The 13,103-nt window shown below is 35.9% G+C and carries 17 protein-coding genes; 3 read left to right on the forward strand and 14 right to left on the reverse strand.

Going from position 1 to position 13,103, the window contains the following annotated elements; all coding sequences use genetic code 11:
• Positions 1–19: 19 nt before the first annotated feature.
• The 13 genes from LQU94_RS05060 to LQU94_RS05115 all read right to left on the reverse strand — a co-directional run bounded on the left by LQU94_RS05060 (position 20) and on the right by LQU94_RS05115 (position 8,912).
• Entirely contained in the window at positions 20–862 is an 843-nt protein-coding gene (locus LQU94_RS05060) for a pirin family protein (protein ID WP_230696606.1), read from the reverse strand.
• A 166-nt stretch (positions 863–1,028) separates the two neighbouring features.
• The gene (locus LQU94_RS05065) at positions 1,029–1,514 is read right to left on the reverse strand and encodes an NAD(P)H-dependent oxidoreductase subunit E (protein ID WP_230696607.1); all 486 of its coding nucleotides are present in this window, start codon (positions 1,512–1,514) and stop codon (positions 1,029–1,031) included.
• A gap of 423 nt (positions 1,515–1,937) precedes the next feature.
• Positions 1,938–2,150 carry a hypothetical protein gene (locus LQU94_RS05070; RefSeq protein ID WP_230696608.1) on the reverse strand — a complete coding sequence of 71 codons (213 nt, stop codon included), beginning with the start codon at positions 2,148–2,150 and terminating at the stop codon, positions 1,938–1,940.
• A 62-nt stretch (positions 2,151–2,212) separates the two neighbouring features.
• The gene (locus tag LQU94_RS05075; RefSeq protein ID WP_230696609.1) at positions 2,213–2,428 is read right to left on the reverse strand and encodes a hypothetical protein; all 216 of its coding nucleotides are present in this window, start codon (positions 2,426–2,428) and stop codon (positions 2,213–2,215) included.
• Positions 2,429–2,888: 460 nt separating this feature from the next.
• Complete coding sequence (locus LQU94_RS05080) at positions 2,889–3,326, reverse strand: helix-turn-helix domain-containing protein (RefSeq protein ID WP_230696610.1); 438 nt, start codon at positions 3,324–3,326, stop codon at positions 2,889–2,891.
• Positions 3,327–3,339: 13 nt separating this feature from the next.
• Positions 3,340–3,993, reverse strand: a complete 654-nt coding sequence (locus tag LQU94_RS05085; protein WP_230696611.1) for an ABC-2 transporter permease — start codon at positions 3,991–3,993, stop codon at positions 3,340–3,342.
• Positions 3,986–4,708 carry an ABC transporter ATP-binding protein gene (locus LQU94_RS05090; protein ID WP_230696612.1) on the reverse strand — a complete coding sequence of 241 codons (723 nt, stop codon included), beginning with the start codon at positions 4,706–4,708 and terminating at the stop codon, positions 3,986–3,988. Before LQU94_RS05090 ends, LQU94_RS05085 begins: the two co-directional genes overlap by 8 nt.
• Before the next feature lie 556 nt (positions 4,709–5,264).
• On the reverse strand, positions 5,265–5,582 hold the full coding sequence (locus LQU94_RS05095) for a hypothetical protein (protein ID WP_230696613.1): 318 nt from the start codon (positions 5,580–5,582) through the stop codon (positions 5,265–5,267).
• Positions 5,583–5,705: 123 nt separating this feature from the next.
• On the reverse strand, positions 5,706–5,942 hold the full coding sequence (locus tag LQU94_RS05100; RefSeq protein WP_230696614.1) for a hypothetical protein: 237 nt from the start codon (positions 5,940–5,942) through the stop codon (positions 5,706–5,708).
• On the reverse strand, positions 5,943–6,179 hold the full coding sequence (locus LQU94_RS08115) for a serine aminopeptidase domain-containing protein (protein ID WP_370631506.1): 237 nt from the start codon (positions 6,177–6,179) through the stop codon (positions 5,943–5,945). It lies immediately after the preceding gene.
• 420 nt (positions 6,180–6,599) lie between these two features.
• Positions 6,600–7,133 carry a flavodoxin domain-containing protein gene (locus tag LQU94_RS05105; RefSeq protein WP_230696615.1) on the reverse strand — a complete coding sequence of 178 codons (534 nt, stop codon included), beginning with the start codon at positions 7,131–7,133 and terminating at the stop codon, positions 6,600–6,602.
• 80 nt (positions 7,134–7,213) lie between these two features.
• On the reverse strand, positions 7,214–8,569 hold the full coding sequence (gene rlmD, locus LQU94_RS05110; RefSeq protein ID WP_230696616.1) for a 23S rRNA (uracil(1939)-C(5))-methyltransferase RlmD: 1,356 nt from the start codon (positions 8,567–8,569) through the stop codon (positions 7,214–7,216).
• Positions 8,570–8,597: 28 nt separating this feature from the next.
• Entirely contained in the window at positions 8,598–8,912 is a 315-nt protein-coding gene (locus tag LQU94_RS05115) for a hypothetical protein (protein WP_230696617.1), read from the reverse strand.
• A 251-nt stretch (positions 8,913–9,163) separates the two neighbouring features.
• Between LQU94_RS05115 and LQU94_RS05120 the strand changes: the two genes are divergently transcribed.
• A complete protein-coding gene (locus tag LQU94_RS05120) occupies positions 9,164–10,345 on the forward strand; it encodes a coenzyme F420-0:L-glutamate ligase (RefSeq protein WP_230696618.1) in 1,182 nt (393 codons plus the stop codon).
• Between the two features lie 95 nt (positions 10,346–10,440).
• Entirely contained in the window at positions 10,441–11,739 is a 1,299-nt protein-coding gene (locus LQU94_RS05125) for a DUF2254 domain-containing protein (RefSeq protein ID WP_230696619.1), read from the forward strand.
• A 23-nt stretch (positions 11,740–11,762) separates the two neighbouring features.
• Here LQU94_RS05125 and LQU94_RS05130 read toward each other — a convergent pair whose 3' ends face one another.
• On the reverse strand, positions 11,763–12,644 hold the full coding sequence (locus tag LQU94_RS05130; RefSeq protein WP_230696620.1) for a DUF368 domain-containing protein: 882 nt from the start codon (positions 12,642–12,644) through the stop codon (positions 11,763–11,765).
• Between the two features lie 111 nt (positions 12,645–12,755).
• On the opposite strand from LQU94_RS05130, the gene LQU94_RS05135 reads away from it, so the two are divergent.
• Positions 12,756–13,097 (forward strand): hypothetical protein, encoded by a 342-nt coding sequence (locus LQU94_RS05135; protein ID WP_230696621.1) that lies wholly within the window; start codon positions 12,756–12,758, stop codon positions 13,095–13,097.
• Positions 13,098–13,103: the final 6 nt, after the last annotated feature.

Genomic DNA, 13,103 nt, shown 5'->3' on the forward strand with positions numbered 1-13,103 from the left:
TTTTCTCCATTCCCTTTTTTTATTCATAATCTGGATGATCTTTTATAAACGTTTCGTTTTTCAAATCCGAATAGGCCTGTTGAATTTCTTCTTCCGTATTCATAACAATCGGACCCGCCCAAGCCACACTTTCATGAAGAGCCTTTGACTCCATATACAAAATTTGGGCTTTTTCTTCTGTGGCAGAAATCGTAACCGAATCTCCCTCTGATAGCTTTACGGCGGTTTTCTCTTTTACTTCTACATCGCCAATCTTCGCTTTTCCTAACAAAGTAAAGCACATCACAGAATTTTCTGAATCCATATGCAAAGTCAAACTTTGATTGGGTTCCAAATGAATATCGTAATAATTTAGAGGAAGATAATCCCCTTTGTATCCCTCATAATCTTTGTATTTCCCTGCCAATAATCGCAACTTACCGCCATCCAAAGGAATCTCCGGGATTTCCTCTCTCCCAATACTATGGTAAGAAGGTTTTGACATTTTGTCCTTTTGTGGCAAATTCAGCCACAGTTGTACCCCCAAAAGACGATCCGCTTCCGGTATCATTTCTTCGTGTAAAATTCCTGAGCCGGAATTCATCCACTGAATTTCTCCATCGCCTATAGCATCCTTATTTCCTAAGCTATCTTTATGAACCATCTTCCCCTTATATACGTAGCTAATGGTTTCAATTCCCCGATGAGGATGCAAGGGAAAACCTGCCGTATAATCCTCTGGATTCTGGCTATCAAAAGAATCTAACATCAAAATGGGATCAAAATCCTCCACCGTTTCTCTCCCAAGAACTCGAACTAAATTTACTCCAGCTCCGTCCACAGTGGAAAATCCCGTTACCGTTTTTTCTATCTTTCTCTCCATCTTCATCCCTCCTTAGGAATTTTTTATCTTTATGCTAAAAACCATTTATTTTCTCATAAAATATATTCCCTATTTCCTTCAAATGAATCTTTTCTCCCCTCTTAAAAACAAACTTCGCCCATAAAAAAATGACCTCTCTTACAAGAAGCCATCTTCACGAAACAATTTATTTTTCTACCATTTTGCCCAAAACCTCTTGAACCTTCTTCCGGTCCATTTGGTGATGAAATTTTCCATTGATCATAATGTTGGGCCCAAATTTACATTTTTTGAAACAATTCTGTCCTCTAAGTCGAATTCTTCCATCTTCTGTCGTTTCATTAAAATCAATTCCCAAAATATTTTTTACCTCTTTTAAGACTTCCACAGAACCATTTTTTGCACATCGAGGACCCGTACAACAAATCACTTCATACTCTACTTTGGACTCCTTTATAGAAGGCATAAACTTAATTACCGTCTTAATAATTTTTTCATCCAAACCAAAGGCCTCTGCAATTTGCTTTTGATGGCTAATGGAAACAAATCCAAAATCCTCTTGGCATTCCTTAATGGCCATCTTCGCCCCTTCTTGGTTGCCCTCTCCAAAGCTCTCCACAATTTCTTCCAATCTATCTCTAAAAATTAACTCTTCATTTCTTTCTTCCAACATATTCTTCATCCTTTTTATATTTATCTGCTTTATTCTAAAACACGATTTCTATAAATATATTCCCTACTTTCCCCAAAACAATCTTTTCGAAATAAAATCAACTTTCGACAAACCCTCGATTTCTCCTAAGACATAAATAAGCACCTAGAATTTTCTAGATGCTTACTTCAAACTCCTTTTATTTAGAAATAATGTGATCGACTCTTTCTTTTAGATTATACGAAGTTTTATAGATTCCTTCTATATTTTTATCTTCCGATTCAACATTATACCAATACATCTTATCTTCAAAATATGGCTTATCTTCTATTATTTCTATGGTAAATGGCGTTCCCTCAAAAATCTTAATGAGATAAGTATTTTCATTATAAGCGGATTCTAAGCCTTGATATTCTCCATCTATATATAATTCCCCACTTTTTGTCAGTTTTTTATCTCTCCAAAAACCTCTTGTTGTTTTTCTGGCGAAATACTGATTTTTTTGAATTCTAAGGAATCCCCATCATAGGAATATACCTCTACTTTATCTGTTTTCTCATTTCCGCTCTCTTCCTTCCATTCTCTTTCCTTTGATGAACAGCCTACAAGAGTGAACAAAAAAAGCATCACGACAAAAACTTTGAAAATCCCTTTCACTTTATAGTCCTCCTCTTCCCAAATTTGTGCAGATTCTGGACTTCTTTTCATTATGGATGAATCTAGCGATAATGTTTCTTTATTTTAGGAACATCTTTTAAATCAACCCATTCTTCTGTAAATCCACAACTACAGCAGACATATCGATGAACTGGCACGGCTGATAATACCGTCATTCCAACTTGGATATTATTTCCGGAACCATAATCTTTTACCTTCCCTGGTATTTTAACAATATCTTGGCCTTTGCATTTCGGACATATTCCACTTTCTTTCATTCGTCATCCCTCCATAAAATTATAGAATCCTTTTTTCAATGCATTCTTCCATTTCATGATACCTTAAAAATTTTGGATAATTGTACTATTTAAGTAAAATCAAGAAACCATTCGTCTTTGTAAGGAAAGTTAGGGTTTCCCAAGTCGCTTCACGGGAAAGCTTTGGATGAGACAGCCTCCGCTTCACACGATTGGCTTCGTTATTCCCGCGATAACAGGGTAATCGCTTCAACATGCCTCGAGTTTGGAAGTCTGATGTCAGTAAGAGCAGGACAATATTTTTTTCCCGCAAAATGCTATCTGGTCATAACAGACAATCCCCGCTTCTCCAAATAAACATTGGGGATATTTCGCTAATCGACATGGCGAATTGTCACTGTAATTCCATCGACTAATCGTTAGCAAAAGTTTTGGTTGAAATTTTTTGCTCTGTTTCTGATCAAATATTCTCTCTACTACTTTACTGATCTTTTTTCATCGACATCAGCTTCATACCTTGATTGACAATTTCTTCAAAAGTCTTTGACGGTATCAATGCAATGCCATGTTCATCGCTGAGAACAATGAGCCTTTTTCCGGCTGTTATATCAAACAATTCCCTCGCTTCTTTTGGAATAACAACCTGTCCTCTGTCATTTACCGTGACAGATCCCCAGATATTCTTTCCCATTGGCGCCGGCGGAAGAACACCTATTCCCTCAACTTTTGTAGTGCTGACAAGACTATCAATCGTGGTTCCATATATCCTAGCCAGCAAGCTGCATTTTTCAATATCAGGTACTGTTGCACCGCTTTCCCATTTTGCATATGCCTGACGGGAAATACCTATCTTTTCCGCAATTTGTTCCTGTGAATACCCGTTTATATTTCGAAGCATTACAAGATTCTCTTTCAGCATTTATGAATCCTCCTTATAAATCTATAGTTTCAAAATGAGCACAGGATTTATTACATGAAAGAGCCGTCATCAGAGACCATGCTGTAACACCAGAAATTAGAGTAATAATCTGTAATTCAATATTATCTGCGCCAAATGCATTGAGCTTTTCAAGCCCAGGAATGTGATGCAAAGCTTCAAATACGCCTATACTGAGAAATGCCGCAATCATATAGACAACGAAGGGACGGCCTACCTTGTATCCTGTTTTGAAAAAGCCTCCAACAAAAAGCAGATTAAACAGACCAAAAATAATAAAGGCGGCACCCAAGGCAAATAAATTGGCATTCATCAGCACGTTGTTTCTGTACAGTTCTACACCTTCCGCAGCCGTCATTCTAATAATTACTGATAAAAGCATCAAAAGAGTAGTAGATATTTCAATCATACAGATAAAACAAAATCTACCCTTTACAACATCTTTTTTTGCAATCGGAAGAAGAGCCGAGAAAAGTGTGTCATTTGCTTCTCTGGCGAATTCAAAGCTCTTGAAAATGCCGAGAGTTGAGAAGAATACACCGCATAGAATCGGATATCCGGGGAGTAAAAACATGAACCCAAAAAGAACAAACAGAAATGCCAGGGGTGATGCACTGAGCTTTATCTCCTTCAGAAGAATGTTACACATGGTCAGCACCTCCTTCCATACGGAGAATAGTTTCCTCGAGAGTCTCTCCTGGAGCAGAATACTTTATTATAAACCGATCTTCCGGCATTGCCGCAACAATTTTCCCAGATGAAATATAGACGATGTCATCCGCACATTTTTCAATATCTGATATGATATGAGTTGAAAAAAATACAGCTATGCCTTCCTTTTTCAGCTTGATGAAAATCTCCAGCAGTTCATTTCGCGAGAAAGGATCAAGACCGCTTGTTGGCTCATCCAGTATCATTATCTCTGTCCTGTGTGAAAGTGCAATAAGGAGATTTACCTTTACCTTCATGCCCTCTGAAAGTTCAATTGGCATTTTATTCTCGTCAAGCTCGAATAAATCAAGATATTTTCTGTATGCCTCATCGTCCCACGTCTCATAAAAGTTCTTTACAACGCTGACGATATCCTTTATTTTCTTGCGTGGATACCAGTTGACTGTTCCCGTTGAATAACCGATTCTCTTTTTTGTTTCCGGCTCATTTTCCGATAAGGCTTTGCCAAAATATGTAATACTTCCGCTCTGCGTATGAATTAAATTCAGCATGGCTTTGATTGTTGTCGTCTTGCCAGCACCGTTTCTACCAATAAACCCAGTGATTCTACCTTCATGAATATCAAAAGAAATCGATTTTAATTCAAAGGAAGGATACCTCTTTACAATATCCCGTACTTCTACAATACTCATAAAAACCTCCACTTGTATGATTTGTATGAATATTGTAATGTCTAGTTGCTATGCGTTCAACCAACCGCACTTAACAGATTTTTCGATATTTTGTTAAATTAAGTTGCCTAGGGTGACTCCTTTACCCGTCATGTATCTTGCAGATTGGAGGTGCTGAACCGCAGTTAGTAAAAATCTAATCCGCCCACTCAATTTTTACCATAGATTTCAACTCCCGCGGATATGTTCTATCGTACAACTTCGACATTTCTAGTGAGCAATTTGAGTATAGGATTTTATGCAAAAATCCTTGGAAACAGCCATTTTTAGGTCATTATTCCCTTGACAGTAGAACTAGCGTCTCGACATGGCTTGAGTGGTCAGTATTGATAAAATTTCATATTTCTCAAAAGCCTCGTATGCGGGAATATATCCACAAAATCAAGTCATTTACTTATAATATATCCAAAAATTGCTATCGATTTTTCTCTAATCACAATATAATCTTTAAATATGATCCTTATTAATTGAATTATAAAAAAACAAAACCATATAGTATTTACTTTAAAACTGAAATTTAATTCAAGTTTAAATAATCATCATAAAAATCAACAAAATGTTTAAAAAGAATTATATCCATTCTATTACACCATTTTTTTCTATCGAGATTAGCATCAATGAAATTTTCCTCATCTTTTATAAAACGCTCTATATTGTCCTCCGCTTTATAAGCATAATCTAGGGATTCAGTCCATTTTTTTAACGCAGTGTTAAACTCATCTTTGTAGGTGTTGTTACAATCGAAAAAAAAAATCGTTATGCCCTTTATATTTGAAACGAAGGAATGTAAATCTCGGATTTTCCTTATATTTTTCATAATATAAATCGTATCCATATTATATTCGAACCACCTCGCCATCCTCGCTATGCGTAACTAAAATTGCAGCATCACTCGATTCAAAACCATCCATCACTGTGCTAATAGCGTACTTTCCAAGATTTATCCATTCATGTATTTTTACAAATGCATCATAGCATATATGAAATTGCCCGCCTGCTCTTTCCCTCCTATCTCAAAGATATCCGAAGAGCTGTTAGTACCGCAACATGCAATAACTGCTTTCACCTCAGGATGATATGTAAGAACACCGCAATCACAATAAGCACCCCAACTATGTCCAAACAAACCAATCGGTAAATTTGGGAAGTTTCCGCTATCTTCAACAAATGATAAAGAATAATCTAAATCAATCACTCATTGTGGAAATCCTCTGACACCTTCGCCCTCGCTTTCGTCATTGCCAGTAGCGTCATAAGCAAATACATAGTATCCATTCTGGGCAAAATAGTTTATACAATCCAAATATGAATTATGACCACCGCCGCCAAAACCATGTGCGATAATAATGATCCCTTTCAGATTATCTCCTACACTATATAGTGAACCATAGTGAGCCAGCGAGCATTTAATCTTTATCTGAAGGAAATTCATACTTTGTACAAATCAGCCCTTCAAAGTCCTCAACTTTAAACATTAGCGGATTATAACTTTCAAATCGTTTGTTGATGTTATCATTATACGTAAATACTGAAAAATACCAAACAATGCCTACTATTAGCATAAGAAAGATTACTTCATTATTTTTTACTATTTTTTTTGATTTTTCATAGTCAATTAATTTTACACTATCTTTATTTTAAAATATAAAAATGCGTTTTTTAGTAATTTATCTGTCTATTTTAAAATGAATTTCTGCTTATCACATTTCAAACTAATAAAGTTTTGATTCACATAATTATAAATCTGTTTTCTTTTCAATTTTAATCGTTTAACATTATCTTTTGTCGATAGTAATAATATTTCTAATTTCTATAAATCAAAATTTTCTGTAATATATATTTTTATAATTAATTATTCTATTCTATCTAATATAGGATTTAAGTAAGCCTTGTCAGTCCAATCATGTGTTTTATTACCAGCCTCAATCAAAGCTTTTTCCCATATTTCATAAGAAGAAGGATCTTTTTTTGAAACTCTATTTTGAAGTAATTTACACAGATTTTTATCAATAAAACTCATATTTTCCAAGTCCCACTTTCCTCTACAATAAAATACAGGAATATCTGATAACTCACCTGTTAAATTGTTTTCTGCAATAACTTTTTCTATTCCGTCAACATAAGGAGAAGCACCCACTGCAAATACTAAAATTTGTTTTGGTTTTAATAAACTGTAATTCTTTTTAAGAAAGGATATCCCTGAAATTCCTGTTGCATAAAGTCCACCACCAAGTATTATTAAATCATACTGCAAAATCTCGTCAATTTTTGCCTTCTTAATTTCTAAAAATTTAAAACCTGTTGTCTCGGACAACCATTTTGCGTATTCTTTAGTTGCACCATATTTGGATTGGTATAAAATAATACCGTTTTTTTGTTTGTTCATATTCTTCTCCTCAATATTTTTATCTCCATATTTTCTTTACAAACCGAGATATATTATTCATTTTTAAACCACTTTTGAGTTTATACTGTTCTTGACATCAATACTACACTCTCAACGTGAATGGTCCGTGGGAATTGATCTACGGCTTCTAAGTGATCCATTTTGTATCCGTGTGCCTTAAAAATATCCAAATCTCTTTTTAATGTTGCTGGGTTACAGGAAATATACAGAATCCTTGGACTTTCCATGGCGATCAGCTTTCCAATGGCTTTTGGGTGAATTCCATCTCGTGGAGGGTCAACTACCAATAGGTTCGGCTTTTTCTCTAATTCATCTACGACTTTTAATACGTCTCCTGCTAAGAAAGTGGCGTTTTCTACGCCATTCTCTTTGGCGGTTCGATTGGCCTGTTCTACGGCTTCTTCCACAATCTCAATTCCGATTACTTCCTCTGCTTCTTTGGCCAAAATTTGCCCGATGGTTCCGGTTCCGCTATATAAATCAAAGACAATTCCTTTTTCTTGTCCAGCCAAAGCACGGGCCTTTTCATAGATGATTTCTGCTGTCCATGGATTGGGTTGGAAGAAAGAGAAGGGACCAATGTGAAATTTCAATCCCAACAATTCCTCTTCAATGGTTTCCTCACCCCAAAGTAGCGTTACTTTTTCTGGCTTAATGGCATCGGCTAAATCATTGGTTTCGGTGTGATAGATGGATTGAATCTTCCCGTCTAATTCTAAATTTTTCAACATTTCCACAAATTCCGTTAAATCCATGTCCGTCCACGTGGTAACAAGATTTACCAAAATTTCTCCCGTTCCTCGAGCTTTTCGAATAACAAAATGACGCAAAACGCCTTCATGGCGCATGCGATGATAGAAAGAGACTCCTTTTTTATCAAAAAATTCTCGGGTGGCTTTTCGTATGGTGTTCATATCTTCTGGAACCAATAGACAATGATCGGTATTTACCAATTCATGGAATCGCGCTTTTCGATGAAGTCCCAGTGCCAATGGCCCGTCTTTTTCTTCGTCTCCAAAGGTATATTCCATTTTGTTTCGATAACGAAGCTCTTGGTTGCTTTTTGTATAAGGAAGGGGCGCGCCTTCTAACTCTTCGGCAAAAAGCTCTTCTAATAATGTTTTTTTCAATTGGCTTTCTTCTTCATAAGAAATGGTTTGGTAAGAGCAACCCCCACAAATTTCTCCGTGAGGACAAGGGCTTTCTCTTTCGTAATCTGCCCGTTTCGCCACTTGTAAAATGCGGCCTTTTTTATTGTTTTTTCTTGTGCGTGTCAAGAGAATATCTACTTCTTGCCCTACCATTCCTCCTTTTAGGGAGATGGTTTCGCCCTCTTCATTTACTGCCTTGGTTCGATTCGGGAAACTATGGGATACAATTTTCCCGCTTGTTAATTTTGATTTTTTCTTAGCCATTCTGCCTCCGGTCTATTTTATTTCTAATTTATTCCCATCCTGACAATCTTCCCGTATAGAGAGAAACCTCTTCTTTATGGTTTGGATGGGGAATAAATCCTTGATCTAGCAATTTTCTTATATAGATTTTATTATACATAAAACCGAAGAATAAATTAACTATGGATATCCCAAAACCAAAAGTGATATATCCGAGAATCGATTCTGCTAGAATCATAATGAACATCCAAAGAAAATCCCCTCGGAATAAGGGAACTAGAAATCCAAAGAATAATGTTGTCCACGAAAAACCTATTTTGACTTCTTTGTCTTTTCCATTTGGGTGAACGAATAACGCTTTCATAATTTCTCCTTTGCTTTTTCTTTTATTCTATCCTCTAATTTCTCCAATTTCAATGGAATTAGACGTTTTTTTGCTTTTGTTTCTTTTTCTTCTTTGGGAAAATTTTTTCCCGAAATTTTCAAAAAAATAGGAAAAATTTTCCAATTTTTTTATATATTTTATACTCATTTTGTGGCCCTTATGGTAAAATACATGAGTATGAAATGGCACAATCCTAGAAATAGGAAAATCATCTTGAAAGAGGCGATGAAATGAAAAGATATGTTGGAACTGTCACTCGTGGAATTCGTACCCCAATTGTAAAAATGGGCGACAATTTGGTGGATATTGTTTATGATTCTGTTACAAAAGCCGTTGAATCTGAAGACATCCAAATGCAAGAAAAAGACGTAGTTTGTGTTACTGAGTCTTTGTTGGCTCGTTCTCAAGGTAACTATGCCACTACAGACCAAATTGCTAAAGACGTTGCAGCGAAATTCCCTAACGAAATCGGAGTTATTTTCCCAATTTTGAGCCGTAACCGATTCTCTACTATTTTACGTGGTATTGCAAAAAGTGGTAGAAAATTGCATATTTTATTGGCCTATCCTTCAGATGAAGTGGGAAACCATTTAATGGACGAAAAACTTCTTTATGGCAAAAAAATCAATCCTTACACTGATATTTTAGAAGAAAATCAATATCGTGAGGCTTTTGGTCAAGAAGTAAGACATACTTTTACTGGCATCGACTATGTTACTTTGTATAAAGAAATTGCTCCAAATTGTGAAATCCATTTTTCCAACGATCCAAAAACCATCTTAAATTATACAAAAGATATTCTTGTTTGCTCCATTCACACAAGAGAATTGGTGAAACAACAGTTAAAGGACAATGGCGCTGAAATTGTATTTGGTTTGGATGATATCCTAACAGAAAGCATTGATGGCAGCGGATTCAATCCTGAATATGGTTTGCTTGGTAGCAACATGGCTGGGGAAGAAAAAGTCAAATTATTCCCAAGACATGGACAAGAATTTGTTACTGAATTGCAAAAGAAATTAAACGATTACAGCAAAACAAATATTGAAGTAATGGTTTATGGCGATGGTGCTTTCAAAGATCCAGTAGGAAAAATTTGGGAACTTGCTGACCCTGTTGTTTCTCCTGCTTATACATCTGGATTGGAAGGAACACCAAACGAATTAAAAATGAAATATATTGCAGATACTGAGTTAGAAAACATGAGCAAAGAAGAAATGGAAGAAGCGATTCTTTCTCGTATTAACAAAAAAGACCAAGACTTAACAGGTCGTGACGAAACATTGGGAACAACTCCTCGTCGTTTAACTGACCTTTTGGGTTCTTTGGCTGATTTAACTTCTGGCTCTGGAGACAAAGGAACGCCTGTCGTTTACGTTCAAGGATACTTTGATAACTACGCTAGCAACTAATCTGCCTTTCTAGTCCAACCTTCGGGTTGGGCTTTTTTATTTCCTTATTCCTATAGCTTTGATATACTATTTGGTAGAAAAAAAAAGGAGATATTATGAAAAATCAAATACGACTTTATTTATTTAATCATCGAACGTGGGTCTACAACTTGCAATACATAGGAATTTCTATTTTGCTCCTAATCATTGTAACTTTTATTGACTACAGCACCGCCCAATGGAGCCGAAACTTACCACAAATTCTTTTTACTAAATTGGATTTATCCAAAACGGTTTTGTCCTCCATTGCGGCCAGTTTGCTTTCTATTGCAATCTTTACTTTTTCATCGATTTTATCTGTTTTAACCTACTATAGCGGATCCATTACGCCAAGAGCTATGGAAAATTTTGTTGGCAAAAAAATTACCATGAAAGTTCTTGGAATTTTCATGGGAGGATTTATTTATTGTATTGCCTCTCTAAATTTTATGCGTAGTTACGATGAAACTCGCTACGTAATAGCGGGGACCGTCGGCGTTGTATATGCTTTGATTTGCGTTGTTTACATGGTTATCTTTATTCAACAGACCATTCGTGATTTGCAACCGGGAAATGTTATTGCCGATGCCTTTGAGGAAGCCTTAGAAATCGTAAAAAACGAGGTGAAAGAGCGAGATTACGACAATTTGTATGAAAATTTTGACCGAACGGATTTCATCCCAATCTACAGTAGCACTTCTGGATATTTAGAACATTTTGATTTCGGTGCGGCAAAGTCTACTTTCCAGGATTTTGAAGGGACGTTTGTCCTCACTCGTAAAAATGGAGAATTTATCGTAAAGGAGCAAGAAATTGGTCGGTTGTATCTTAACCAAAATAAAAATCAAGAAGAACTAGAGGAGAAAATCGAAAAAATAAAAAAATTATACCAAATCCAAGATACAAAAATCGTCCTAACAAACTACCGCTATAGCATAGAGAAAATAACCGAAATGACTTTAATGGCTCTATCTACAGGAATCAACGATCCTACCACAGCCGTTACAAGCATTCGAAGACTTGGAATTCTATTGGGTGAGCTTGCCTCTGTAGATACCCATCATCATATTATGCACCTAGATAAGGGTTGCATTTATTACACATCCAACACTTTAGAAGAAGATTTGTATCACACCATTATTCCAATCGTAAATTCTGGAAGTCATAGTCCTCAAGTTATTTCCGCCCTCTTCCATGGATTCAATGTAATGGCTCTAAAATCTACAAGAAAGAATTTAAGCCTACTACGAAAAATGGCCAAAGAAATTTATGAATCTACCGTTCCAAACTTTTTACTAGAAATAGACCGAATAAAAGTAAGAGAGCATTACGAGGCTTTTGAATCTTTTGCCGCAGAAAAAGAAGCACAAAAATAACCGTGGAAATTTCCACGGTTTTTTTATTCTGCTTTTGTATCTTCTTTTAATTTTATCCACTGCATTCCTAAAACCAGTAGGACTCCTCCAATAAAAAATATAGGAGAAAATGTTCCTAGGCTTAAAGCGGGAACTGGATTTTCTAAGGTGGTAGGACCTAAAATAATGGGATAAATGGAACCAAACATCATTCCCAATACAAAGAAAATGGTACGAGATCGATAATTTCTCAAACAATATTCTATTACTTTTACTACGCTTTGTGCCCCGATTAATACACCCACTCCAAATACAAATAAGGAAGGAATATAGGAAAAATCTAAGCCCAATACTTCACGAATTCCTGTAATAATGGGTATATAAGCTCCAAAGATTAGAAGAAATGTAGAGCCAGAAATACCTGGTAGGAACATGGCCGAAATAGCAATCATTCCAAGGAAAAATAAACGGATGCTTTGAGATAGAGTGAATTCTCCTAGAGAAAAAGAAGCGCTATCGCCAATATTTCCTAAAAATCCAATTCCGACTACAATAGCCAATCCGATACCAAAAAATATTAAGCTGGCTGGATTGTTCTTCAAATTTCCTTTCTCTTCCATTACAATAATAGGGATAGCACCTAAGATAAAGCCCATAAATAGAGAGCTTACGTTGTAAATATGGGATTCAAATAGAGCGGATAAAATTAGCACGGCCAAAATCATGCCGATTCCCCAGCCAACTCCTAATTTCATCAGATATTTTAGTGCTTTGATCTTTGCGTCTTTGTTTCCAAATGTTAGGGCGTTTATGGAACCGATAAATCGATCGTAGAAGCCCATTATAAAGGCGACGGTTCCTCCTGAAACACCGGGAACGCTGTCGGCAAGTGCCATGGAAAATCCATGGAGTATATCTTTTATCATAAATTCACCTTTTTTCTCTTTTTTAGTAACTCTATCTAGTTTAGTATAGGAAGAAAAAATATTCAACAATTTATAAAAATTCAATTCTTAAGATATTTCTAAGGAGGTTTTATGAAGCCATTATCTGTTCTTTTTTATGGAGAAAAGTCCCGGGAAATCCCCCATACCAAAAGTTGTGGATTTGCTGGAGTAACCCATCGCGATGCGAATGAGTACGATATTTTTTGTGAACTGCAGTCCTTTTTGTCAGGAACCGATGTAAAGGAAAAAATCCAATTTGAATTTGTTGAGTCCTCTTCGGTGGATTCAGAAAATATTCAGGAGCTTTTGGAAAAATACGGCACGCCCATCCTCTCCCTTGGCGATTCTGATTTTCTTATTGGCAGACCCCACAATGTGAACCTTTATTTGAAAATAAAGGAGATTTTAGAAAGAAAAAATTCTTATGAATAAGCGTAT

The organism is Peptoniphilus sp. KCTC 25270 (genome assembly GCF_021012875.1).
Classification (GTDB): domain Bacteria; phylum Bacillota; class Clostridia; order Tissierellales; family Peptoniphilaceae; genus JAJMZJ01.